Annotated in this window: 14 protein-coding genes; 6 read left to right on the forward strand and 8 right to left on the reverse strand. The window is 44.6% G+C overall.

Features of this window, described 5'->3' with window-relative positions; translation table 11 throughout:
* Window positions 1–22: 22 nt before the first annotated feature.
* Together porU2 and I5M27_RS16455 are read right to left on the reverse strand one after the other, a co-directional pair.
* Complete coding sequence (gene porU2, locus I5M27_RS16450) at window positions 23–5,110, reverse strand: putative type IX secretion system sortase PorU2 (RefSeq protein WP_200507428.1); 5,088 nt, start codon at window positions 5,108–5,110, stop codon at window positions 23–25.
* 14 nt (window positions 5,111–5,124) lie between these two features.
* Window positions 5,125–6,201: a putative type IX sorting system protein PorV2 gene (locus I5M27_RS16455; RefSeq protein ID WP_200507429.1), complete on the reverse strand. Its 1,077-nt coding sequence runs from the start codon at window positions 6,199–6,201 to the stop codon at window positions 5,125–5,127.
* 744 nt (window positions 6,202–6,945) lie between these two features.
* Here I5M27_RS16455 and I5M27_RS16460 point away from each other — a divergent pair.
* Window positions 6,946–7,281 (forward strand): PadR family transcriptional regulator, encoded by a 336-nt coding sequence (locus I5M27_RS16460; protein ID WP_200507430.1) that lies wholly within the window; start codon window positions 6,946–6,948, stop codon window positions 7,279–7,281.
* A gap of 5 nt (window positions 7,282–7,286) precedes the next feature.
* Window positions 7,287–9,857, forward strand: coding sequence for a GIN domain-containing protein (locus tag I5M27_RS16465; protein WP_200507431.1), 2,571 nt, complete (start codon window positions 7,287–7,289; stop codon window positions 9,855–9,857).
* 877 nt (window positions 9,858–10,734) lie between these two features.
* Here I5M27_RS16465 and I5M27_RS16470 read toward each other — a convergent pair.
* The 4 genes from I5M27_RS16470 to mce all read right to left on the reverse strand — a co-directional run bounded on the left by I5M27_RS16470 (window position 10,735) and on the right by mce (window position 14,560).
* Window positions 10,735–12,201 (reverse strand): CCA tRNA nucleotidyltransferase, encoded by a 1,467-nt coding sequence (locus I5M27_RS16470; RefSeq protein ID WP_200507509.1) that lies wholly within the window; start codon window positions 12,199–12,201, stop codon window positions 10,735–10,737.
* Between the two features lie 289 nt (window positions 12,202–12,490).
* The gene (locus tag I5M27_RS16475) at window positions 12,491–13,063 is read right to left on the reverse strand and encodes an L-threonylcarbamoyladenylate synthase (protein ID WP_200507432.1); all 573 of its coding nucleotides are present in this window, start codon (window positions 13,061–13,063) and stop codon (window positions 12,491–12,493) included.
* 133 nt (window positions 13,064–13,196) lie between these two features.
* Window positions 13,197–13,979: a hypothetical protein gene (locus I5M27_RS16480; protein ID WP_200507433.1), complete on the reverse strand. Its 783-nt coding sequence runs from the start codon at window positions 13,977–13,979 to the stop codon at window positions 13,197–13,199.
* A gap of 179 nt (window positions 13,980–14,158) precedes the next feature.
* Window positions 14,159–14,560 (reverse strand): methylmalonyl-CoA epimerase, encoded by a 402-nt coding sequence (gene mce, locus I5M27_RS16485; RefSeq protein WP_200507434.1) that lies wholly within the window; start codon window positions 14,558–14,560, stop codon window positions 14,159–14,161.
* A 111-nt stretch (window positions 14,561–14,671) separates the two neighbouring features.
* Here mce and I5M27_RS16490 point away from each other — a divergent pair, with 111 nt between their 5' ends.
* The 4 genes from I5M27_RS16490 to I5M27_RS16505 all read left to right on the forward strand — a co-directional run bounded on the left by I5M27_RS16490 (window position 14,672) and on the right by I5M27_RS16505 (window position 17,471).
* Entirely contained in the window at window positions 14,672–15,886 is a 1,215-nt protein-coding gene (locus tag I5M27_RS16490) for an IscS subfamily cysteine desulfurase (protein ID WP_317193612.1), read from the forward strand.
* A 122-nt stretch (window positions 15,887–16,008) separates the two neighbouring features.
* Entirely contained in the window at window positions 16,009–16,422 is a 414-nt protein-coding gene (iscU, locus tag I5M27_RS16495; protein WP_200507435.1) for a Fe-S cluster assembly scaffold IscU, read from the forward strand.
* A 154-nt stretch (window positions 16,423–16,576) separates the two neighbouring features.
* Entirely contained in the window at window positions 16,577–16,984 is a 408-nt protein-coding gene (locus I5M27_RS16500) for a hypothetical protein (protein ID WP_200507436.1), read from the forward strand.
* 160 nt (window positions 16,985–17,144) lie between these two features.
* Window positions 17,145–17,471, forward strand: a complete 327-nt coding sequence (locus tag I5M27_RS16505; RefSeq protein WP_200507437.1) for a HesB/IscA family protein — start codon at window positions 17,145–17,147, stop codon at window positions 17,469–17,471.
* 571 nt (window positions 17,472–18,042) lie between these two features.
* Here I5M27_RS16505 and I5M27_RS16510 read toward each other — a convergent pair.
* Entirely contained in the window at window positions 18,043–20,943 is a 2,901-nt protein-coding gene (locus I5M27_RS16510) for a T9SS type A sorting domain-containing protein (RefSeq protein WP_200507438.1), read from the reverse strand.
* Window positions 20,944–21,100: 157 nt separating this feature from the next.
* Window positions 21,101–25,462, reverse strand: a complete 4,362-nt coding sequence (locus tag I5M27_RS18840; RefSeq protein ID WP_200507439.1) for a T9SS type A sorting domain-containing protein — start codon at window positions 25,460–25,462, stop codon at window positions 21,101–21,103.
* Between the last annotated feature and the right edge of the window lie 401 nt (window positions 25,463–25,863).

Genomic DNA, 25,863 nt, shown 5'->3' on the forward strand with positions numbered 1-25,863 from the left:
TCAGGCCGGAACCATAGCGTTTTTAGCGCAGGATATACAGCTTGCCGTATTCTTTCTTAAATGCTTTATCGCCGGCCGTTTTGCGGTGTTTCATTTCCTCGAGCGGCGATTTTTCCATTACCACGCGGTACAGGTAAGCGCCGTTCGCCAGTTTATCGCCGTATTCATCGGTACCATCCCAAGGCAGACTCATGTTGTTGCCCACGTGGATCGGCCCCAGTTCTTCCTTCTGAATTTCACGCACCACCTTACCCGTTACAGTCATGATCTGGATCTTCAGGTTACGCGGCATATTCTCCGGGTTACCGGTAAGCGTAAATACAAAACGCGTATGGCTCGAGAACGGATTCGGATACGGATAAAAATGCGTGATCGAAGATTCGTTCACCACCCGGAATGTAATGCTGTAAGGCTCAAACCCGGCTTCGTTATCCGAATTATCTCTGCCTTGCACACGAAGGCTGTAGACGCCGTCGGCCAAGCCTTTCGGATTAAACATGATGTTGAAATCGCGTTTATCTTTCACCTTGTCCATATCCGGCAAGGTAATCAGACTAGCATCCGACATATCAATGCGTTCGTAATTTGTCAGGTCATCCGGCTTCGAGAGGAAAACTTCCAGCTTATTCGGGTCCTGCACATAATCGTAACGGTCTTCATCTTTTAGGTTAATGGCAATTTTAGGGCTCGGCGAAACCAGATCACCATCCATAATATGCACCCCGTCGAACACCACGTCAACCACCGGATGCAGGTCGGCATTTGGCATGGTAAACGGAATTTCGAGGAAGTTATTGAAATAATATTGTTCCGGAAGTATATACGGGTTCACATCTACCCGAACCGTATTATTCCCCTTCATGCCTGCAGTAGAAAATTCATAATCGAAGAAAATGCTGTCCCCCGCCATCAGGCGTTTCACTTTGATCGTATCCTGCAACGCAATTTTAGATCCGCTTACACTCCGCACCACCGATAGAGAATCGCTAAAAGGCAATCCGGAAATATTGCTGAAAGCAAACCGCATCTTCACTTTGCCTTTCTCGGCCTGTTTCGAAATATTTTCATACTTATCAAGGCCCACCAAATCCGGACGCATCATGCCTTCCGGCACCGGCTGATAAACTACCAGCCACTGCTCGAGTTGCGGCGCCGAACGATCAGCAGTATCTGCCTTTGCAATTTCCAGCTGCAGATATGGGTACTGCTGCGCGCTTACGCCTGCCAGGCTATACGATTTGCTTTGAATATCTGCCTGTACCAGCGTCCGGTTTCCCTTCAGATCAAAGCCGTAAAGGTCAAGTGTATATTCATCTTTCGCGGTGGTTTTAACAGTATGATGCAAAGTAGTCCATTGCGCAGCAGGGCCAATTTTAGTAGACGTGATTTTGCCTTCATTCTGATTTCCCTGAATGGCCTGCGAAAAGTTTATATTCTGATCCTGGGCCGGTTGTGGCGAGGTACTGTCGTAGGATTGTTCTTTCAGCAAGCGTGCTTTTACGGCTGTTGCTCCTTTTTGCCCGACAATACCAAATGGATAACCAGTCTGTAAATTATCGATCAACTTAGAACCGATCAATTTAAAAGCGTCTTTCTGCGTTTGGGTAAATGTAGAAAACGGCACATTCGTTTGTGTCATTAACGCCACATAATATCCATCAGGAATACTTTGTATAAAATTCACCAAACCATTAATTCCGGCCTGATTATTCATTTCAAAAACATAAAAAGTCTGCGGCCATCCGCATTTATTGGTTGGGTATCCCATGTAAGGTTTCAGATCGCGGTTATTGAACACGGCAGCCATTATTACCGGCGTGGTCCCATCTCCGCAGAAATAAAACGAAGCATTATTATTCACAAAAAGGCCGTGCGGAGGAAACACAAAAGGCAGATTTCCACCACCGGTTCTGAACAATAATTCTTTATAAAGCGGTGCAAATTCCCAATCATGGGTCAGGCTATCCCTTTCTATTGACTCTTTATTGTCTTTTATAAACTGCGCATAATGGCTTTGCGACCAACCTGCCGGGCTATTATTAATATACCGGAAAGAACTTTCTGCCCAGATCGTATCTTCATCGGCCCCGAATTCATTAAAACGGAAACGCCAGTAAAATACCAGGCTGTCTTTTGGAGTAGTGCCTGCAAATAAATTCACCTTCCAGGAAGGCATTACATTGGCATTCGTTACTAAAGAAGATCTTTTAAAAGGACTGTTGAAAGTATTTACTGTATCTATCTCAAAATAATAATTCCGGGCCGGGCTCAATAAATTCGCCGGCTGCCCCACCAATTTAACGGTAGTATTCGAAACGATACCAAATTCTGCTGGCAATAATGCAATAACCCCGTTAACAGATAAATAACTTTCCAAAACGGCCTCATTGTTCGTTTCATTCAGTTCATCTACCGAATTTCCGGCATCCAGAGTAACTTCAAATTTATTATTGCCAAAACCATTCAATCCTTTTGAACTGATCTCATACAAATAAGTAGCTTTATTATATACCGGTGGATATTTTACCGGTTTGTACTGGGTAACACTTCCATTTGGCAACGTTCTTTTAACCGCTATTACCAAAGAATCGTCTATAGCTTTTCCAAGGTTTTTAACATCTATTACCAGGTCGAATTTATCCATGCTCGCCGTTACTGCCGAACCGGTAGGGTTAGACTGCAAGCGAAGCCCATTGGCCTGGAAGGTATAATCTGGTTTTTCAGGAGCAAATAATCTTACTGCCGGGTCGCCTTGTAAAACCATTTGGGTTGCTACGGCAAAATTTTCCCAGTTATTCGGCGAAATCTCTAAAGTTTTCTTTGCCGCTTCTGCATTAATCTCCCCAACCGTTTTCCCATAAAAGGCAGAATCTGTAAATGCCAGATTATAGAAACTGCTTGAAAAATTATTTAACGCGTACGGTACAGCATAAAAAACATCTGCTAAAAATAAGATAGCGCCTTTTTTAGGAGTAAGCAGCCAGTTTTCTCCAAAAGAAAACTTCTGAAGGTTTGTATTCTTGAACAAAAATGCATTTCCGGATCCGCAACCATTCATGAGGATCATCGGGAATTTACCGGGATTATTGTAACCGTTTACCGCATCCGATACATACCCAATATCCAGATCGGATACGGATGAGGAGCTGTGCCCGAAAAAGGTCATCAAGGTTAACCCGGTATTAACTTCATCTTTAACATTAACAGATGAAATTGCGGCTCCATTGTTACTCCGTAAAATAGATTTCACATTTGCGCCAAGCAGCGGCCCTTCAACTTTATTCTCATAATTACTTAAATACCGGGCAAGCTGAGCAGCTTCAGCTTGAGAAGATCCGCCGCCCAGGTGCAGAATATTTTTCCGCCATTCTTCAACACCTAAAACCTCGTGCATTTGCACCTTTTCTAAGTAGTCGATGATCGACTCTGAAGTTGTAGCCGGGATCCGGCCGGTAGCAACCTGAGGGGAAAATGAGTTATTTTTGTAATCTGCCGTAAAAAGCACATCAGATGCCGGAAAGCCGAAGGTTGGCACCAAGTCGTCGCCCAGGCCCTGAGCTACGTAAAAATTTGGACGCTTTCTGAAATCTCCACTGCCCAGGTTCATTTCCAGCCCTTTACCCATAAGCAACATAAACTTCGGATCGCCATTAGCCATCATCCACTGCATAAAATTGCGGATAGCCATTGAGGATTTCTCCCCATAATGGAATTGTTCGTAAAGCTGGTCGATGTTTACAACAACCGGTTTGTAATTACCGCCCGCGGTGCTTGCACGGTAAGCAGCATAATCAGCGGGCGGATCGGTATATGCAGTTCCGGTAACAGGCGTGCGCAATGACGGGTGCGTAATAATTACATAATCGAATTGCGAAGGATTGGTAACCGGGCTAAACTGTATAGCTTTAATGCCGGCGGGCGAAAGAGTAGTCTGGGTGTTGGTAATTAGAATGCGGCGCTTAAAAGTTGCCGGATCGAAGACAAAACCCACCTGACCTCCGGAAGTTATGCCGGTAGTTCTGATGATATTGTTCGGATTGGTAATTTCGTAAGCTACAGCATTGGCCGGCGCGTTGGAAAACTGAAAATAAGATGGCGTGGTTTTAACAGAATCGGTTAAAATTACCCGGTTACTATTTCCCAGATCGTTGGTACGCGCATAGGTAAGTTTATAATATGAAATCCGGGTTTGCCGAACCAGAGCAGTATTGGCCGAATCGGCATTGGCCGTACGGATATAAACCACTCCGTTCGGGTGGATATCGGAATTCTGAATCTCGAATTTTGCCCGCCGGATATTATAGGCCGGAAATGCTAAAATACCCGAAGTGCCCGTGGCCGCGTTTGTAAGAACTCTTTCCGGACCGCCCGGCGGCTTGATCATTATTTTTAATTGAGCGGAAGTTGCATTGGCACTTTGTACCCCAACTTCAAGCCATGGATTTCTACCGGTATTTTCTACGTTGTTCAAACTGTTCAAAGTATCTTTCCGGGAACGGGAAAACGTAGTACTGGTAAAGCCTTCTCCCATTTCCCCTAATGCGCCTTCGGTAGAGCCAACCTTATAACCTGAAAAATACTGATCGTTCAGCATCCGGAATTTTTCGGCATAATGACGTGGTTCCGGACTCAGGGCATTCGGTTGCGAGGTACGTTCAACCATCCGCTTGCCATTGGCAGCACCCCAAGTAAGGTAATAAGCAGCAGTATCGGTAAACAAACTGTAAGCATCGCTTAACTGATAAGATGTATTCCGATATAAGGCATTATCAAGCTTTCCATCATTCTTCTGGCCGTAAAAATCAATGTAATCGCCGCTGTTCAGCGTGCCGTCCGATTGGCCGTTTACGTAAATGGCAACTTCCTGGCCGCGACGGAAAATCTGGAATTTCTGAGGGTTTACGTTAGAAATTCCAGCTGCCACCAGATCGTTATACGTCAGGCGGTGCATGCCCGTGCTTACTACCTTGATCTTATAATAAGGCTGCGAATAATTAATCCATTCGTTGCCGTAAACCGGCGTCTGTGCTTTTAAAACGGTAGGAAAACCGATCAGAAAAGTAAAGACCGAAAGAAAAAATACGCTGCGAAAGAGATAAAAAAACCGCATACTATATTTAAAAATTATTTATCGAATTTATAACCAAGCGACACAATTACCGACGACACATTGCTGTTATCGGCTACCTTGCTGAGGGCAAGATCCAGGTTCAGGCCGCCCATGGCCGCACCTACCCCAAAATTCGGCTGTACTTTCCAGCTTTTACCGCCTTCCAGCTTTTCGAACTGCTGAATGTTATTGATGCCGCCGCGTAAGAAAACAATACCGCCGTAACCAATTTCGGCACCTACGTGCGGATCTACCGAAACCAGCCCGCTCCTTAGCAACACGTTACGCTTGCCGTCGAAGGTAAAGTCAAGGTCGGTAGCCACCAAAGCAGTAAATTTCTCCCCCATTTTAAAATCGCGCGCAACTCCGGCAATTAACCGGGGCATAGTAATTTCCACGCTATTTTTGGGCAGATCGTTGTTCGTTGCCAGGTATACTTCGCGGAGTTCATCGGTGTTAATAGACCACGCATTAAAAGTGGTGGTGATATCTTTGGCTACCAAACCGAATTTCCAGCGGCGGCGCTCCAGTTGGGCACCCGCATCGAAACCAAAGCCCCAGCAGGTAGCAAAACTACCCACGTGGCGGTAAATGATCTTGGTATTAGCACCCAGTTTTAAACCCGGCAGCAAATTGCTTTTGCGGGCATAAGAAACCAACAAGGCATAATCGGCTACGGAAAAGAACTGAATGCTATCGTACTGAATCTGGCCGCTGGCACTATACAGGCGGCGGGTATCTACAATATCGTCTACGCCTACCCGGATTAAAGAAACGGCCAGCGCGCTCGAAGTATCTAATGGCGTGGCAAAACTGAGGTAATCGTTCTTTACACTTCCGGCAAAAAGCTCGGAGTGCATGCCCACAATATTATATTTATGTTTCAGATCGGTAAGGCCGGCGGGGTTCCAGAAACCAGCTGTAGCATCCGAAACAATAGCAGACTGCACGTTACCCATACCCAAAGCGCGGCCGCCTACCCCAATATTTAAAAATTCGTTGCTGTATTTCGGCGCGGAAACCTGCGCGTTGGCAACGGTACTAACCAGCGCAAATGCCCCTGCAGCTAGTGTAACAAATTTTTTAAGCATACATGAATCAATTTAAAACTTTAGCTTCCAACGGTTCGGGCTGTACATAAGTACGTAATTGGTAAAATTTGTTTCTGAAATAGCTGTTTACCAGTGCAAATCAGACGAAGCGCAGCATTATCTTCTTTAACCAGCGCACACGTTGTTTCGTTCCTGAATTCCCTTTTAGCCAACCAATTCACAACCCTTGTTCTCACCCCGCAATTTAGGAAGCTTTGAGCATACTCTATATATAATTGTGTAAATGTTTAAACCAGGGGGTATTTTCCTTCAAAAATCCCGGGTTCTGGTATAGCCATTAAATGCGGATTTACATGTGGTCTTTAAAGATCTGCAATGCTATGTAGCGCAGGAAATTGGCAAAAGAAGTAAATTCCAATTCAAATTAACCGGCAAAACGCTATGCTTTTGATCATAAAAAGTCAGGCGGCAGAATCCGGATAATATTTTGCCGGAATGCAGGAATGCTAACAAGCAAAAACGCTATCCTTTTGACCTGAAAAACTATCCTCGGTCTACTGCCTTTCCGTTTCTACGACAATCTTTCCGACAATTTAAAAATTCATCAAAAATTATTTTCGCCGTTCAACCCTTTAATTCAGCACTTTAACCTCCATTTTATGAATTTAAACAACCTACTGGGCATAACCGCGTAATTATTTTTACACAGTACCTTGCTTTGCATAGTACCTGCTTATATATTTGCATCATCAATTCAATAAACCGCTTAACGCAACATGGCTTATGAAAGTAGAAAACACCCAGGTTCAGATGCGGAAAGGAATTCTTGAATTCTGCATCCTGGAAATAATTGCCCGCGGCGAAGCTTACGCCTCGGATATGCTGGAAGAACTGACTTCCGCTAAAATGATTGTGGTGGAAGGTACGCTCTACCCGCTGCTCACGCGCCTCAAGAACGCCGGCCTTCTGGATTATGCCTGGGTTGAAAGTTCTGCCGGGCCGCCCCGCAAATATTATAAACTCACTGAAAGCGGCCAGTCTTTTTTAGAATTACTCCGCCAGACTTGGACCGAACTGGTCGCTTCCACCGAATTCATTATCAACAAGAAAAAAGCCTAATCCTTATGAAAAAGAATATCAGCATAAACCTGCAGGGCATGATCTTCCACATTGAGGAAGACGGTTACGAAGTGCTCAGAACTTATCTCGACAGCATTAAAATATACTTTTCCGGTTACGCCGGTCACCAGGAAATTATTGCCGACATTGAAAGCCGCATGGCCGAAATTTTCTACGCCAACCTTACGCCAACCAAACAGGTAATTACCCTGGAAGACGTGCAGGCACTCATTAAGAAAATGGGCAGCGTGAATGATTTCGCGCAGCACGATAAAGATGAAGACGAAGTTGAAGTTGAAGCCCCAAAAATGATCGGCTCAACCACTTCCGGCTCTTATTCTTCCGGTTCCGGTTCAGCAGCTACCGGATCGGCCGCTTACACCGGCACTAAAAGATTATATCGCGACGGCAACCGCAAGGTAATTTCGGGCGTGGCCGCCGGTATTGCCGCTTATTTAAACACAGAACCGCTCTGGGTACGCCTAACCCTGCTTTTTTTAGTGATCGTGATAGCCCCCATTACCGCCGGACTTTCGGCCGGGTTTATTATTCTGCTTTACATTTTGTGCTGGATTGCCCTGCCCATAAATTATGATACGCCCGTTGGAAACCACGCTTATTCAGCGACCGAAACCACTTCCAGAAAGCTTTTCCGCAATCCTGACGATAAAAAATTAGGGGGTGTTTGCAGCGGTTTGGCCCTTTACCTGGGAATCGATCCGGCCATGATGCGCCTCATTTTCCTGATTGGTTTGTTTGCCGGTGGCGCGAGTTTACTTATTTATGTGCTGCTCTGGATCGTTCTGCCCGAAGCCAAAACCATAACCGAAAAAGCGCAGATGCAGGGAAAGCCTTTAACCCTGTCTGGTATTGAAAACTCGCTGAAAAACAGCCTGCAGCCAGACGGGGCCAATCAGGAAGAAAGTCCGCTGGTGCGTTTAATGCTGTTGCCGGTACGCTTGCTTTCTCAGATTCTGGTGGTGCTTTCACGCATTCTGGGTCCGGTTATTAATGCTTTATTAGTGGTGGTCCGCATATTTGCCGGGGTTATGCTGATCATTATGGGCATTTCCGGAATAATAGCGCTGGTTTCGTTGCTGCTGGTAAGCACGGGCGTAATTCAGGATGCGAGTTTTATTGAACTCAACAACGTGCCAAACAACTTCTTCTTTACCGATTTCCCGCTGTTTGGTAAAATTGCCGGCTTCCTGGCAGGCCTGATCCCGGCGCTTTTCCTGATCATTCTGGGCCTGGGCCTGTTAACAAAGCGGTTTTATATGCGCGCTACCGTTGGTTGGACCATGTTTGCCGTAATGCTGATTTCTGGTTTCATTTTCCTGGCAAGCATTATCAGCTACTCCAAAAATTTTGAAGAAAACGGTACTTATGTAACTGAAAAAACCTTCCCAGCAGCCAATTACCAAACCATTTCGTTAGATGCCAACAAAATTGAGCGGGTATTTGACGACTACATTGATGTAACCGTGGAAAGCTATGCAGGCAACGATATCCGGTTGATTCAGCAGTTCAGCGCCGAGGGACGGACCGAAGAAGATGCCATTAAAAATGCCCAGATGATGAACTACCGCGCCGTGCTGAAAGATTCGATGCTGGTGCTGGACAACGGATTTACCTTTAAGCAGAACGCCATTTTCCGGGAACAGGAATTAGCTCTGAAACTTCGTTTGCCGGAAGGAAAAACCTACCGCATTTCTTACGACATGGCCCGTTTGCTGCCGGAATCGAACTTCGATCTGAACTATTCAAACGAACAGATCTCGAAACACGGCTGGAAGATCAAAAACAATGTTTTCACCTGCGTAACCTGTACCGCCGCCGATTCAGCCGAAGTAACGGATCGCACCGATGCCGGATTTGACCCAGATTTCGATAACAGCGGCGAGAAAAGCTTCCTGAAAACCGCCGATGATTTCGGACCTTCTGTTCGGCAGCTCGATGCGGCGAATTTTAAAAAAATATCGGTTGTAGGCCCGTTTTACGTGAAGATCATTCCCGGTCAGGCTTTTAACGTGAAAGCCCGCGGCGATGCCGATGACCTGCGTGAAATGCGTTTCGAAGTGGAGAACGGCGAACTTTCGATCTTCCCGCGCAAATCAGGTTTCAGCCTGGGCCGCAATAACCCGGACCCGATCTACATCACCGTCCAGATGCCGGACCTGATGGAGTTATCGCTGGTGGGTGCATCTACGGCCGAAGTAGTAGGTTTCAAACAAAACAAATTAAAGGTTAACCAAACCGGTGCCACCCAGGCCTTTATCCGCACCGATGTACAGACCCTGGAAATAAACCTGACCGGTGCTTCGGAGGCCGTGCTCGAAGGTACAGCCCGCGACCTGGAAGCCGATGTGGTGGGGGGTTGCGAACTGAATGCCCTGAAACTAATTGCAGAAAACGCGAACCTGGACGTAACCGGTGGTTCCGAAGCCCACGTGAACGTACAGCGCATTCTGCGTGGCGACGTAACCGGCGGCAGTGAATTAACTTACACCGGCGACCCGGAAAACATAAAGGTAGACGAGGGCGGCGGCTCGGATGTCAACCGCCGCGAGATCTAAAACGCTATGCTTTTGAATTAAAAAAGTGCGGCTGAATGATTATTTCAGCTGCACTTAAATACCGCACTCCTGGTTTTCCCTGCCCCATTTTCAACAATTAATTCCGGAGAAATAAAACGGTAGGCAAATGAGAAGAAAAACTCTTTCCCGGCATATTTTATCGGTCTGCAAATCATTCTCTCCAACACTCCAAACTCAAATTAAAACCATGAAAAAGCAACTAATATATACGGGTCTGTTGGTTTTTCCAGCCTTTATCATTTTAGGAAACCAAAATTTCCAGGGAAACCGGACCGAAAAAATAGCGAATAAAGCATCTTTTAAACCTGATTCGAACTGGAATGAAAGAAATGAAATCAACTGGAACCGGGATGGAGAAAATAAAACCGGCCGGCCGATAATTTATTTCTGGGAAGAACAAGTCTGAACCCGATAGTAACATTAATTAACACCGGAATTAGGATTATTTACCCAACAGCGGTAAAAGTCTACCAAATGATCTGATTAAATCGCTTATTCCACTGCATACTATTGAACTAACCGGTTTAACAAATGGTATAGCAAAGAAATTAAGAAGAGCAGGCAACCAAAAGGTTACAACCTGCATCTTTTTAAACAGAAACCCCTAATCTGATAATATAGTTTGTTTGTTTTAGTTGGGTTGAACAGTTTGTCAGTAGCGCAGGTCTGAACAGCCTGCGCTATTTTTTTGTGGTTATTTTGGTTTATGAATATGGCGGCGCGAGCTTGCTGCTCCTTCTTTTTAGCTGAACGGAATGAGCAGGTAGGAGCAGATAAGGAGTTATTATTTTGATCATGCGGAAAATCTGTCGCCGCTTCTAAGCTAAACGCTTACCATATTCGGGTGTCAAATAACCTAAACCTCCTTCGGAACTGCCTTCAATTCTTCCGCTTCTTCTTTATTTAAAACTACAATCGGCTCCAGGTTCAGCTTCTTCCCTTCTTTCAATAAAAACGGATAAGCCGCCTCAAATTCATTCCGAATGTATCCTTCTAAAATTGCTTCCGTTAAGGCTTCCTTCAAAATTCCAACTTCTTTAGAAGGCTTCAGGTCGAAAGTTTTCATAATGATCTCGCCGGAAATTACCGGCTGGAAATTGCGGAGTTTGTCGCTTTCTTCTACCTGCTTCAGCTTTTCCTCTACCAGCCTGAAATTCTGCATGTAGCGCTTCACCTTCGCATCGTTTTTCGAAGTAATATCCGCGCCACAAAGCTTCATCAGGTCATCAATATCATCGCCGGCTTCGAATAAAAGCCTTCTTACAGCCGAATCAGTTACGGTTTCTTTAACCAGTGCAATGGGCCGTAAATGGAGGCGAACCAGCTTCTGTACGTAACGCATCTGTTCGTTCTGCGGTAGTTTCAGGTCGGCGAAAAGTTTGGGAACCATACGGGCGCCGCGGTCTTCGTGGCCGTGAAAGGTCCAGCCTACTTTATCGTTGAAGCGTTTGGTATCGGGCTTGGCAATGTCGTGCATAATGGCGGCCCAGCGGAGCCAAAGGTTGTCGGTAACTTCGGCCACGTTGTCTAAAACCTGCAGCGTGTGGTAGAAATTATCTTTGTGCGATTTGCCGTTTTTGGTTTCCACGCCGTAAAGCTCCACCATTTTCGGGAAGATCAGTTTAAGCAAACCGGTATTGAAAAGCAGCTTGAAACCGTAGCTTGGCTTTTTTGCCAGGATAATTTTGTTCAGTTCGTCGGTAATCCGCTCTTTGGAAATTATATTGATGCGTTCTTTATGATCTACAATGGCATCGTAGGTATCCGCATCGATGTCGAAATTCAGTTGGGTAGCAAACCGGATGGCGCGCATCATGCGCAGCGGATCGTCGGAAAACGTAATGCCCGGCTCCAGCGGCGTTTTGATCATTTTCCGTTTGATATCGCCAAGCCCATCAAATTGATCAATTAATTGTCCGTAAGAATTTTTATTCAGGCTGATTCCCAAGGCATTAATGGTAAAATCGCGGCGTTTCAGGTCGTCTTCAAGCGTGCCGGCTTCCACTTCCGGCTTCCGCGAATCAGACCGGTATGATTCTTTTCTGGCGCCCACAAACTCCACTTCCCAATCTTCCGCCCGCAGCATCGCCGTTCCGAAATTCTTGAACACGTTTACTTTGGGTTTGTGCGGTAATTTCTCCGCTACTTTTTCGGCCAATTCGATACCGTTTCCTACACAAACTACGTCAATATCTTTGGAAGGACGCTTCAAAATCAGATCCCGCACAAAACCACCGATCACGTAGGTTTCTACTTTCAATTCGGCGGCGGCTTCGGCTACAGTTCCAAAAATTTTATGATCGGGCAGTTCAACGGTTTGCATCAAAAAAAACGGTAGGGTTTTAAACGAAAAAAGTCAGAAGTTAGAAGGCATCATCTTATCAAATTTTCCGGTCATCCTGAGCCTGTCGAAGGAACTAACTGGTACTCCTATGGAATTTGAGCGAAGCAATAAATTCCTTACTCAATATTCAAGTTAGTTTTCGTGCGGGTTCGGTACGCGTTAGTTCCCTCGGCTTCGCTCGGGATGACCAGATAAATTAAAAAAGAAAAACTTTCTTTATTCTGACTGCAAAACTACTCAAAAAACGGTAGCGAAATCGGGCAAAAAACTATTCCCGGATCACTTTTAGACTGCCGTCTGGGTGCAATTGCACGATTCTTGAAGGCTGGGCGGTAATTTCCTCTTCCTGGCGCCAGGTTACCACGTAGTCTACTTTCTGTTTAATGCTCTCCGGAATGCCCGAAAAACTGCCGCTGGTTTGTTCGCCGCTCATATTAGCCGAAGTAGAAACAATGGCCCGTTCAAATTGCCGCGTCAGCCGGTGACAAAATTCATCGTTTGGAATTCTTATGGCTACGCTGCCATCGTTGGCCAGCACTTCCGGAGGCAAATTCTGGGTTTCAGAAAAAATGAAGGTGGTAGGCCGTTCCTGGTTTTCCAGATGGCGTTCAAAGTTTTCGGGCAGGTTTTTCACGTAGCGCTTCAGCATTTCCACGTCCGCTACCAGCAGAATAAACGGTTTATCTTCCGGGCGTTCTTTTACCTGGAAAACCTTTTTTACCGCCGCCGCATTTTCCGCATCGCAGCCAATGCCCCAAACCGTATCGGTCGGGTACAAGATCACGTTGCCGACCAAAAGCTCGTCTACTACCCGCTGAATTTCTTTTATTTCTTTGCTCATCGTTTTAGCTCGTTTTGGGTTTGGATACGGAAGAATTTGGTGGTGGTTGAAGGGAATTTGGCGGAAAGGTAAGATTGAGATTTTGACGTCATTCCGAGCGAAGTTGAGGAAACCTATAGGGAAGGAAAACACTCTAATTTACAGTGAAAGTTTCAGTTAGATAATGATTCCATTCACGACCAGAATAATCAACAACTTTTATTTTCCCCTCAATGGAAAACTTTTCCAACTGATTTGGTACAGTCCGTATAATAAAAATTGGCCCTGATTTTATAATAGCACGAGGTATTCTTTCCTTTGAGATTGTATGTTTAACAACTAAGCTATCAAAATTAAATTCTAAAGTATTTATTTTATCGTTTGACACTTGAAAAGTAGCATATACAGCGTCGCCAACTTTAAAATTTTCACCATTTAGAAATAACTCTATTTTCTTTCCTACCCATAAAGGCATAAAATAATCGGTTGTACTTCCGACTTTTGTAGCCAATTCAGTTTGAATTGCTTCTTCAGCCTTTAAAGTCCAGAAAAATAGATCAAGGTGATTTAATGTATCAGATGAATTTAAAACTAATTGCTTATTTCTTATTAGTTGTTTCGAAATTTGACCTCCTTCATCAAAAATTTGATTATAGGAATTAGAAACTGTATCTGAATACGCAAGTAAACTTTCTCTATTGTGCTCTTTAACAACACTATCTCTTAAACTTTCAAGTTTCTGTGAATATGCTAAAACTCTAAGATCTGAAGATCTATTACCTTCTTTCTTAACTGCCTTATAAATGTAAGAGGTTAGATTATTAAGTGTGTTTTGTGATTCTAAAACAACAAATTTGGTAATTGAATCACTATCTTCATTATTCTGACACGAAATTAGAGTTAAAAGGACCCCTGAAATTAAAAACAGCTTTTTCATCATATAAAGATAGCTCTAATTGGTTTTTAAATATTTTATAGAAATCTTATTAAGACTAAAAGCACCATAAGTTTCCTCGGCTTCGCTCGGAATGACGAAAAAGGAAAAGACACAAATAAAGCTATCCTTTTCAGCCTAAAAACCCGATCAACAATTTAACCATTAAGCAATTCAACAATTTACTTAATCTCCTGGCACAACTCCACCAAAACCCCGTTCGCCGTTTTCGGATGCACGAAGCAAACCAGTTTGTTATCGGCGCCGCGTTTGGGTTGTTCGTTCAGTAAGGTAAAGCCTTCGGCCCTTAACCGTTCCATTTCGGCGTAAATATCTTCAACCTCGAAAGCCAAGTGATGAATGCCTTCGCCTTTTTTCTCCAGGAACTTGGTAATGGCGCTGTCCGGGGTTAAGCCTTCCAGCAGCTCGATCTTCGCTTCGCCCATCCGGAAAAAGGATGTATTTACGCCTTCAGAAAGCACTTCTTCCATTTTATAAGGCTCCGCGTTCAGCAGTTTGGTGAATAAAGCGTTGGCGGCGGCAAAATCTTTTACGGCGATGCCAATGTGTTCGAGGTTTTTCATATTATTTATATTGAATCTATTTTAGTAATTTTGCGGCTACTAAACTAAAGAGCCGCCAATGTTGTTCTTTAGGCGGTAAAAATATAGATACGTAACCACATATTAGCAATTATGCTGAAATTCCCGATATACCTGGACAACAACGCTACCACGCCGATGGATCCGCGCGTGCTGGAAGCGATGCTCCCTTACTTTTCCGAAAAATTCGGTAACGCGGCTTCGCGCAACCACGCTTTTGGCTGGAACGCCGAAGAAGCCGTAGATTATGCCCGCGAGCAGATCGCCGCGTTGATCAACTGTAACCCGAAAGAGATCATCTTTACCTCGGGCGCTACCGAAGCCGATAACCTGGCTATTAAAGGCGTTTTCGAAATGTACGCCTCGAAAGGTAACCACATTATTACCGCCGTTACTGAGCACAAAGCCGTTCTGGATAGCTGTAAGCACATCGAAAAACTGGGTGGCAAGGTAACTTACCTGAAAGTTGACGAAAAAGGCCTGATCGATCTGAAAGAACTGGAAGCTGCCATTACGCCGCAAACCATCCTGATCTCGATCATGTTCGGTAACAACGAAGTAGGCGTGATCCAGCCGATCCGCGAAATTTCTGCCATTGCCCGCAAACACGGCGTACTGTTTATGTCCGATGCCACCCAAGCGGTTGGTAAAGTTCCGGTTGATGTGGAGGCTGACGGCATTGACCTGATGGCTTTCTCGGCGCATAAAATGTACGGCCCGAAAGGCGTTGGTGCTTTGTATGTTCGTCGGAAAAACCCACGGGTTAAAGTTACCGCCCAGATGGACGGCGGTGGCCACGAGCGCGGCATGCGTTCCGGTACCCTGAACGTTCCTGGCATTGTAGGTTTAGGCAAAGCTTGCGAGCTGTGCAAAAACGAAATGGAATCCGATACAGCCCGCATCTTAAAGCTGCGCGAGAAACTGGAAACCGAACTCCTGAAAATGGAAGAATCGTACCTGAATGGTTCGAAAGAAAGCCGTTTGCCGCACGTAAGCAATATTTCCTTTAAATACGTTGAAGGCGAAGGCCTGATGATGGGTATTAAAGACTTAGCCGTTTCTTCCGGATCTGCCTGTACTTCAGCTTCTTTGGAACCAAGCTACGTATTAAAAGCAATGGGTATGAGCGACGATTTGGCGCATTCTTCCCTGCGTTTCGGCCTGAGCCGTTTCACGACCGAAGAAGAAGTTGATTTCGCAATTGCGCACGTTAAAGAAGCAGTAACCAAGCTCCGCGAAATGTCGCCGCTTTGGGAGATGTTCAAAGAAGGCATTGACCTGGAAAGCATCGAGTGGGCAGAACACTAAGAGATTAATTAAAAATTAAGAATTAATAATTAGAAATGTCCTTAAAACGCATTCGTTATTGATTCGGAATTATTGAAAGATTATTAATTGTTAATTATTCATTATTAATTAAAAAAAGCAAAATGGCTTATTCAGATAAAGTTATTGACCATTACAGCAACCCGCGTAACGTAGGTACGCTGGATAAAAGCAAAAAAAGTGTTGGTACCGGTTTAGTTGGGGCTCCTGAGTGCGGCGACGTAATGCGCCTGCAGATCGAAGTGGACGAAAACCAGATCATTACCGACGCGAAATTCAAAACCTTTGGTTGCGGTTCGGCAATCGCTTCTTCTTCTTTGGCTACCGAGTGGCTGAAAGGCAAAAGCGTTGACGAAGCGTTAACTATTGACAACATGGAAATTGTGGAAGAACTGGCTTTGCCGCCGGTTAAAATTCACTGCTCTGTATTGGCTGAAGATGCAATTAAGTCTGCGATCAACGATTACCGCGTGAAGAACGGCCTGGAGCCGATCGAGATGCCGAAATCGCACCACTAATAACTATTTGTCATCCTGAGCCGTGGCGAAGGACCTTGTTTGATTTAGTAGTAAACTTTCTACTGGACACTGATAAGCTCCTTCACTATCGTTCAGGATGACGTTTTTTTTGAATTCTTTTCTGAATTTAATTATCACCTAAAACTTACCTGAAATGGAAGTTACTTCTGACGTTCGGGCGGAAATCGTTCGCCTGCAAGACCAGATCATGAATTACCTGGGCATGAACAGCTCAACCTTGCTGTTCGAGTACCGGGAACTTGAAGGTCGCACGCGGCTGGACCTGATCACTGTAAACCCGCGACACAGCCAGTCGTTCCTGTTTCATTCTGAAATCGGTTTGAATAAACTGGAAGCGTTGCGCAAAATGTGGGATTACGTGCAGAACTACCGCGACAAGGAAAGCAGTTTTACGATCCAGTGGATTGCGCGCGGCGAAAAAGAACTGAACACTTCGTATTTCCGGGCGGCTAACGTTTACAGCGCTTTAGATAAATTATATTACGGCCGGGATATAGCCACCATTACTGTTTTTAGTGTGGTGCTGAACCCGACCTCTTAGCTTTAAGTTTTATTTTTAATGTTTCAGTCAGATTCATTCAGACTTCGCGTGGTAGTGCTGGCATCGGTTTTTAGTACCATACTGCCAAACGTAAGGAATTAATAAAGGGCGCTTTTTGTTTATTTATCGAACAACGAGCAATGAATAACGAACAACGACTATGATAACCGTTTCCGATAAAGCCAAAGAAAAAGTAGAAAAGCTGAAGAAAGACACCAATCTGGACGACACCTTTCGTCTTCGGGCTTCCGTAGCTGGTGGTGGCTGTTCCGGCCTCTCCTACCAGCTCGATTTCGACGATGAAGTCCGGCCGATGGATCAGGAGTTTGAAGATAAAGGCGTAAAGGTAGTGGTAGACATGAAAAGCTTCCTGTACCTGGCCGGCACCGAACTCGATTTCTCCGATGGCCTGAATGGCAAAGGCTTCTACTTCAATAACCCGAACGCCTCCCGTACCTGCGGTTGCGGCGACAGTTTTTCTGTGTAAAAGCATACCGCTTTAAAGTAAAAAGCCCTTTCCTGCGTTCAGGAAAGGGCTTTTTACTTTAACTGTTATCTGTATTTATTCAGCCGAGTGTGGTTTTGTTTCTCTAAACAGTTTTGTTTTTTGATTTAAGAAATTAATATACGGTTATTCAGTAGCAAACAAGATACTTTTCCCGGTAAAAACCATACCATTTTAAAAGCAATAACGCTTGTAATCAGTTGACTACAAGCGTTATTGCTTTATTATTGAGCGGCTAATGCAAATTAGCCATACTTAAGATTTAGACATCCCGTTCGTGTGTAGGCATTTCACATACAAACATCAGGGCGGCGGTAAGGGCGAAAATACAAGTAGCGACTATCATAGCTCAGTTAGGTTAATGGATTGTGGTTCAATAAGTTTGTTTAGGTCTTATTACGGGCATCGCTAAATTCGGCTAAACCTGAATGCCGGTTTTTGATAGGATATAAGAATTGTAATATAAAGAACTTATTTTGTTAACAAATACGCTGCCCCTCAAACTTAACCGGTCAATCAACTTAACATAAACTTCAAACCATACACCAAGCTATTAATTTATCTTGATGAAACGAATAGCAGGGATATTCAGATCAGTTTTCAGGAAGTATGTACCCGCTGGCAAATCAGCAATATCAACCTGCATTTCAGCTTCCCGATCATTTATGCGTAAAGTTTTTACAGTTTGTCCGAGGGGATTTAATATTTGTAGCTGACCGGCATTTACAAGACAACCAACTGAAACCCGAATGATATGTTGGGCAGGGTTCGGATAAATACCAAGATGATTTTCTGCCTTACGCATTACCGTTACAATTTTGGAGTAGGTAAAACTGCCATCAAAATCGATCTGTTTTAGCCGGTAATAGAGCAGTTGGGTGTAGGGGTTTTTATCGGTGAAAGCATAGCGTTTGGCGGCGCTGCTGGTACCCTGCCCGCTTACTTCCCCAATTTTTTCAAATTCCTTCCCGTTTAGGCTGCGCTCGATCTCAAAACGGTCGTTATTAACTTCAGAAGCGGTTTGCCAGGTTAAATTCACGGTTTCGGATGCTGCCTGCCCCACAAAACTCACCAACGATACTGGTAACGGGCTATTCCCGGAAATTGTGCCGAAAGTAAACGGGCTGAAGGAGGTCTGATTTGTTCGGGTAGAATATAAGGAGTAACCTGGAGTGGTGCCTGCAACGGCTAGCCCTTCATTTACCCAAACGCTGTTGTTTTTAAAATGCGCGATGCGCAGATCCTGGGGATTGGGCACGTAAGTGCTGCGGGCGGCATCGTAGCTCAGCGTTACTTTTACTTCAGAATTACCCCAAACGCGTTCCAGATCCCAATATTCCGAATCTGAAACCTGTACCAGCGAATCGCCAATAGATGTGCCAAACTGCTCTTTCGGATTTGTTAAAAAATATTCGGCTGCGTACTGATCGGTGCTATTTAAAGACGCCGAAATGGCAAGGGGAGCATAAAAGCCACTTTTGCCGACCGGAAAAGTGAAGGCATCGTTGCCGGTCTTATAGACCTTTCCATTTACATAGCTCAGATTCGAAGCGCCGGAAGTTGTGGCATTATCGGCAAATATCATCGTAGCGGCCGGGTTTAAGTTGATGTTGCCTTGCGTAAAATGCAGATTACCATTTATAGTGAGCGGCGTCGTTAATTCTAAGCCAGCCGGGTTATTTATCTCAAGATTCGCAAAAGTGCCCAGGTTTATATTTCCTGAAATTTGCTGCTTCCTGTTTCCGTTAAAGGTAAGCAAAGAAGCATTGGCCGTTGCCGCTGGGGTATAGTTAAAGGCAGCGCCTGAAGCGACGACTATGTTTCCCCTGATCTGCATTGGTAAAGCTGTGTTTCCGCTGGCCAAGGTAATGTTCATGTTGCCGCTGCTGATCGTGAAATTATCGATACGGGTAGTAGTGGCGGCGCTGGTACCAAAATTTATTGCCACGTTTCCCACTACGTTCAGCTCAAAATCAGCATAGATCCGGCCATCTAATTTGGGGATCGTGCCGGTTTGTTCATGCTTGTATAAACTACCGGTTTCAAAAACAACTTTGGAATTTGGGGATGCCAGACCGAAGGGACTCGCGCCATCTTTCGAAATATAAGTGGAAGTTGCCTTAAAGATTACACCATTAGAGGTACCGCTATTTCCGAATGGTTCGCCAGTCAGGTTTTTAGCGAGGAACAGGCTACCGTTTTCAAAAATGATAGCATTTGCATCAGCCGCCAGCAAGCGGTGAGCCCGGCCCAGGTTGGCAGCGGTATTCTGGAATATCACGGCCCCGGAAATAGAGGCAGTTGCACCGGTTCTTAAACAAAGCTCTAACGGATCGTTGCTATCAATAATGAGGCTGCTGCCGGTTCCAACCACCAGATCAGTAGAATTTCCGCCCGCTAAAGTTAATGTTTGCGTTGCTCCGGTTGCGGCCTTCAGGGTTAAATTGGTATTATTAGAAACCTGTATCTGTCCAACTTCCTGCGTAGTTACATTACTGAGCAATACATTCCCTCCTGCGTTAAAATTCAATATATCAATTGCCCGAACACAATTGCGGATCGGGTTCCAGTTGGCCGGATCTAAAAAATCGGTAGAAACGGAACCATTCCAGTTGTAAATGATAACTGACAGCGCAGGCGCAGCAGGAACGTAAAAATTATCGAAATAAGCCGTTACGTTGGCTGTTCCATGGTTATAAGCGGCGCCTGTAAAATTCAGGTTTAAGCTGGTATAGGTTTGATCCGTAACGGTAAGCGCAGGCGTTGAAATGGAAATCGGATCAGCAAAAACCCCGTTATCGTTTCGCACTTGCAGGCTCCATGTTTTAGAGCAGGGCTCGAAGCTAACTTTCACGCTGTAATATGCTGTTTCCAGGATCTCAGCAGAAGCTAAAATAGTGGTGATATTGGAATTAGCCGCGAGGCCGTTTTTGAACCGTACCAGTTTTACCGGGTCAGGCGAATTGGCATTTCCGATGATGATCGCATAGCCACTGGCATCGGGATCATTAAAATTTGCTTTGGTTGCGCCTAAAATATATGCTATGCCGTAGGTAGTTGCCCCGAATCCGGATGTTCCGCTGCGGCTCTGCCGGAAGTTAAATGCCCAGGTCAGTTCCGAAGAGGCCTGGTTAAAAACAGTCGCGTACCTGTTGGAGGCGTCGAAAGAAACCTGCTCCAGGCCCGAAGAACCAACAGCGGCATTGTTGAAGCTGCCCAGAACAAGCATGTTGTTTTCGATCCGGGCGCGGTAATCGTTTGCGCCGGCGGTTTCAGTTTCCTGCCAAGGGGTAGTGCCGCCGCTGGAGGGAGTTGCTAAAACAAGCGAATTTACCCGGTTAAAATCATCTAACTTTGTGGTAATATTCTGCGCTGATACACTGAAATTCAGCACAAATGCAAGGAAAACTAATGCCGGATGCTTTACTATGAATTTTACCTGGAACTTCTTCATACCTTAGATGTTAAATTTAAATTCAAAGCATCAAATGAAGACAAGCCTAAATAAGTTCCTTCTATGTTATTATAATGTGAATAATTAATCCCAAACAAAAAGCCCGGTACTATAACGTACCGGGCTTTCGACTTTTTTAAGCAATTATCCTACCGTTTTATCTGGCAGTTTTTATCACCTTCTTCAGGAATTGCGTTTTATCTGTTACGATCATAACCTGGTAAGTACCCGCTGGTAAATGCGTAAGGTCCAGTTCAACTGTTTTGGTATTGACGATCTTTTTTAATCCAACAACCTGCCCCAATACGTTCATTACTTTAACTTCAGTTTCGCCAGTTTCGGGCAAACTGATCGTCAGGTTACCAGCCGTCGGGTTCGGATATAGGTGGATATCGAGGGCTTTGGTATTTCGGTTCACCTGTTCGATCTTCGAATAAACAATGGTTCCATCCAGGTCAACTTGTTTCAGGCGGTAATAAGCTACTCCTGACATCGGGTTTTGATCGGTGAAAGCATAGCGTTTTAAGGTCTGGCTGTTGCCTATAGCTTTTTCAGTACCAATGGTTTCGAAGTTACGGGCATCGTGGCTGCGCTCAATTTCGAAGTGGCTGCTGTTCTTCTCCGAAGCAGTTTCCCAGGTTAAAGCAGTAGCGTTTTCTTTCGCTTTAGCCGTGAAGCTTAGTAATTCTACGGGTAGCGGGTTAACACCACGTTTTAAACTACCAAGCATGAAATCGGAGAAAGTAGAGAACGTATCTGAAACGATCGTTCCACCGTTAGCTGTAGGGTTTGCAATGGCATTCAGGTTTATGGGGTTAGCGCCGTTGCTGTATTTCACAATGGTAAGTTTAGCGGGATCGGTTACTACATCGTCCGTAGCGTAAGTAAGCTGTACTTTTGCCGTCACTCTTGCTGTACCGGTTTTTGTAATATTGAAATAGCGGATCTTTGAGATATTTTTCACTCCGGTAGCCATGGTGGTATCATTCGGTACAAAGGCTTGCTCGATCTGTTCGGCAGTGTAAATATTTTCACCCGTTCCCTGCGATTGGATGTTGAGTTCAATTGGTCGGCCATTAGCACCCTTTCCAATCGGGAAGTTCAGAAGCTTTGGTGCGGTAACTTTATAAGCCAATGGACCATGCACGAAACTGGTAGCAGACTCAGGCGATAAAACAGAACCAGTAGCTGGAATGGTAAGCAAATTAGTAGTAGTAATTAATTTACCCTGGTTTAAGGTTAGCGTAGAAACTTCAACGTTTTTATTCAAGGTTACGCCATTCGGGTTATTTATCGTTAAGCTGGCGAAAGCATTTGGTAATCCGTTACCGGAATTCTGAGCCGTTGTGCCGTTGTAAATATAATTTGCGTTGGTGTTATAGTTCCGGGCTGTAGTAACCAAAATGTTTCCACTTGGAGTTCCCAGAGGAGTAATACCATTGGCCGAGCCAATTCCCAAGGTTGCTCCATTAGCTAAAGTAAAAGTTCCGGCGCCAGCTACTGTAAAATTATCGGTATTTAAGTGTCCGTTAACTATTAAGCTACGACCTGTTGCTACTAAAAAGTCGGAAGCTAAGTTTAGCTGCGCATTTGATGCAATAGTCCAGTTAATCAAACTATTCGTATTTACTGAACTGATATTGATCGATTTATTTGTCCCTGTAAAAGTAAAAGCTACAGGATTTCCACCATTGTCTTGTTTAAATGTACCCAGCACTTGCAAATTACCACCCAAACTTACAACATATGACCCTGACCCACCATTACTTGCATTTAAAGTTGTGTTGCTGGAGACGGTTAAATCTCCATCGATGGTCAAGGAATAACTTGCATTGCCTGACAATCTCAGTTCTCTACCATTTGTGTTTTGAACTTCAAAATTCCCTTTAATTCTGGTAGGTAAAAAGCCCGTTAAATTCATGGTGGTTCCCTGAGTAGAACAGTTCCAGATAAAATTACCAAAGCTTTGGGTTAATCCTAAACCTGCCGAACCAGAACCAATATTATTTATCGTTAGAATTTCTACCGTTGAACCGGCATTCCAGTTTGCAGTTGGGATAACTCCAAAACCAGATGAAGGCTCATGTTTATAATAAGAACCTGCATTAAAAAAGATCGGATTAGAGGTTGAATTTAGTGTTCCGGATTTGCGCATAGTACCGTTTACAATCACTTCTGAGGCCGCTGTTAAAGTTAATGAACCAGTAACTTTAACTGTTCCGCTAATCAGCAAATCGGTACCATTACCATCTGCAAGCGTTAAATCTACCCCGGAATTAATGGTTAATATACCGCCTGACTGCACCGTAAGCTCATCTGCCGCTACATTAGCAGTTACAATAACTTCATGCGGATTCATTACGGTAATGGCACCTGCTGCATCTGAAGGTAAATCTGAGGCATTGGTTACAGGAAGCCAGCTAATACCATCTAAAGATCTTTCCCAGGTTTCGCTGCCAGTAGCAATGTTGTTCCAGTTACCTGAGTTTCTGGAACGGTATACAAATTGATCTGGCCCAAGAGTTACATCAAATGGGTTACTAGTTGCGCTCAGGCTCGGGTTTGAGATCAAGGCAGATAGCGTTACACCGGTGCCTGTGGTACTGAATTTTATAGTACCGAAAGAAAATAAACCAGAAGCATTGGCGGTTGCAGTTAAAGGACTTCCAGTAAGCGTGGCGCCGGTAGCCGTTATGGAAACGGTGCCATCCAGATCGCGGTTATTATTACCATCAACTATTTCTAGCGTAACCGCCGGCGATATATTGGTATTGGAAGCCACAGACAAAGGTGGCTGTTGTACAAATCTTAACGTGGTGCCTGCAACAATAATTTTATTTTCGCCGCCTGCCACAGGAGAAGAGAGGCTGAAGGTTTTGAAAGCGGAAGAAGTATTTCCCGAAACAGTTGTAGCATTCCCATTGGTAATGGTAAACTGTAACTGAGCGTTATCAGTAACAGAATTTTTGAACGTTAAAACCAAGGTTACATCTTCAGTACTGCCATCTGCTGCCGAAATGGCGTTGGCTCCGGTGGTTGGCAAACCGGTAAATACAATGGTATTTCCGCTTGCCGCACCTGCGTTACTTACTAAGATATTTCCTTTAAATAGAGCTGCAGCCTGAATATTGGTCGTTCCTGAAACGGAGCTAAAAGTAAGTGCCGAAACTGTAGTAGCAACATCATCAGCGTCCGTCGCACCGCCACCATCGCGAACGGTAAAACCATAAACGGCTAAGCCATCGGATAAGGAATTGATCGATGCCGCCTGGTAAAGCCGGTAATCGATATTGGTTGGATAAGTAAAACCGGTAGTTGCCACGATATCAGAGGCTGAATTCGGCGTTCCGGTTCCCGTTAAGTTAATCACATAAGGGCTTTGCGAAGGATCGCTGCTGGTTATAGTTAGGGAACCGGTACGTACTCCTGCTGCAGTTGGCTTAAAACGAACGCTAACAGTGGTAGTAGTACTTCCAACTGGAACTGAACTTGCCGGACTTGCTGTAATTTCAAAATCGCCGGTTATGGAAGCAGCTATAGTTGTTAGATTGGCATTCCCGGTATTGCCAATGGTAAAACTAATTGGAGTTCCAGTGGTTGAACCAACCACCAAGGCAGTTCCGAATGTATAGCCCCCCCCGTTAGTAATGGTATTACTTCCCTGCTTAAAAGTCATTACCGGTGCCGGCGTAGTTACATCAAAAGGACTGCTATTTATTGTCCAATCGTTACTTATGCTGCGGCTTGCGGCAAGCGTAACTCCAGTTCCTGCCGTGGTAAAAGTAAGGCCAGAAAAAGTGGCAAGCCCACTGGCCGGTGTTGCTGAAACCAGCGAACCCGTTAAAGCCGCGCCTGAAGCGGCAACTTCCACCGCAGTAACGAAATCCAGATCGCGGTTCCCGTTGGCATCGGTTGCCTCTATGGTTACGGCCGGCGTAATTGTGGTATTGGTTGAGACCGTAGCCGGTGGTTGCTGCACAAATTTAAGCTGGGAAGCGGTAACTTCTATTCGATTGTTATCACCTGTTATTGAACTGGTGGCTGCTCCGGCATTTGCAGCGACAAAATTAGATCCTGCTGCATTGGTAGTAGTTCCGGATATGGTAAAAGAGAATTGGGTATTATCAATTACAGTAGTTTTATAAGTAGCTCTTAAACTTAAAGATTTAGCGCTCTCATCTGCTGCAGCAATATTTAAGTTTGAAAAAGTAATGGTTGCGCCGGCGGGAACCTCCGCAAGTTCAGAAGTGCCATCATAAAGGGCTATTCTTTCAAAAACGCTGGCATTTGAAACTGCAAAAGTCAGGGAATTTACGATTGTTCCCACCTGATCCGGATCCATTAAATCATTACCCCCATCCTGAATATCAAATTTAAAAATCTCCGGATGCGAAGCTAAAACATCATTGCCTGTATTTGAGGCATAATTGATGTCGGTTGGGTAGGTGAAGGTGGAATTTGCAATAATATTCGACTCTGAGGAATTTGCGTTTATAGGCGCTAAAGTTGGAGTTAACACCAAATTATCTAAGCCTAAAGCCTGACCATTTGAACTACCGCCATTTCCTACGTGAGACCACCTTAAATAATAAAATGCATCATTAACAATGTTTACACTAGTTAAAGTAACATTTTTTGAAACTGAAACTGGAGGATTATATACAGTGGTAATGTTGGCATCTGCTGGAAAATTTTGGTCCCCACCAGATTGAGCTATCCAATTTATACCATCTGTACTAACGTAGAAATTCCAGTCAAAAGCTCGGGTACCGGAACGGTATTTTTCAATATCAAAGTTTATGTTTAAGTCTTGGATAGTAGATCCGGTTGTATTTTTTACCTGAACTAAAATATGCCGTGGAGATGAAACTGATCCACTTGTAAGAAAACCTATTGCTCGATCTGTAGATGAAGAATTAA

The organism is Adhaeribacter terrigena (assembly GCF_016623615.1).
In the GTDB taxonomy this organism is placed as follows: domain Bacteria; phylum Bacteroidota; class Bacteroidia; order Cytophagales; family Hymenobacteraceae; genus Adhaeribacter_A; species Adhaeribacter_A terrigena.

What these genes read in the sequence shown, in the direction of transcription:
- I5M27_RS16480 (WP_200507433.1), bottom strand. Translation starts at nt 13,979, where the DNA reads ATGAAAAAGCTGTTTTTAATTTCAGGGGTCCTTTTAACTCTAATTTCG.
- I5M27_RS16455 (WP_200507429.1), bottom strand. Translation starts at nt 6,201, where the DNA reads ATGCTTAAAAAATTTGTTACACTAGCTGCAGGGGCATTTGCGCTGGTT.
- I5M27_RS16465 (WP_200507431.1), top strand. Translation starts at nt 7,287, where the DNA reads ATGAAAAAGAATATCAGCATAAACCTGCAGGGCATGATCTTCCACATT.
- I5M27_RS16470 (WP_200507509.1), bottom strand. Translation starts at nt 12,201, where the DNA reads ATGCAAACCGTTGAACTGCCCGATCATAAAATTTTTGGAACTGTAGCC.
- I5M27_RS16505 (WP_200507437.1), top strand. Translation starts at nt 17,145, where the DNA reads ATGATAACCGTTTCCGATAAAGCCAAAGAAAAAGTAGAAAAGCTGAAG.
- iscU (WP_200507435.1), top strand. Translation starts at nt 16,009, where the DNA reads ATGGCTTATTCAGATAAAGTTATTGACCATTACAGCAACCCGCGTAAC.
- mce (WP_200507434.1), bottom strand. Translation starts at nt 14,560, where the DNA reads ATGAAAAACCTCGAACACATTGGCATCGCCGTAAAAGATTTTGCCGCC.
- I5M27_RS16500 (WP_200507436.1), top strand. Translation starts at nt 16,577, where the DNA reads ATGGAAGTTACTTCTGACGTTCGGGCGGAAATCGTTCGCCTGCAAGAC.
- I5M27_RS16460 (WP_200507430.1), top strand. Translation starts at nt 6,946, where the DNA reads ATGAAAGTAGAAAACACCCAGGTTCAGATGCGGAAAGGAATTCTTGAA.
- I5M27_RS16490 (WP_317193612.1), top strand. Translation starts at nt 14,672, where the DNA reads ATGCTGAAATTCCCGATATACCTGGACAACAACGCTACCACGCCGATG.
- porU2 (WP_200507428.1), bottom strand. Translation starts at nt 5,110, where the DNA reads ATGCGGTTTTTTTATCTCTTTCGCAGCGTATTTTTTCTTTCGGTCTTT.
- I5M27_RS16475 (WP_200507432.1), bottom strand. Translation starts at nt 13,063, where the DNA reads ATGAGCAAAGAAATAAAAGAAATTCAGCGGGTAGTAGACGAGCTTTTG.
- I5M27_RS16510 (WP_200507438.1), bottom strand. Translation starts at nt 20,943, where the DNA reads ATGAAGAAGTTCCAGGTAAAATTCATAGTAAAGCATCCGGCATTAGTT.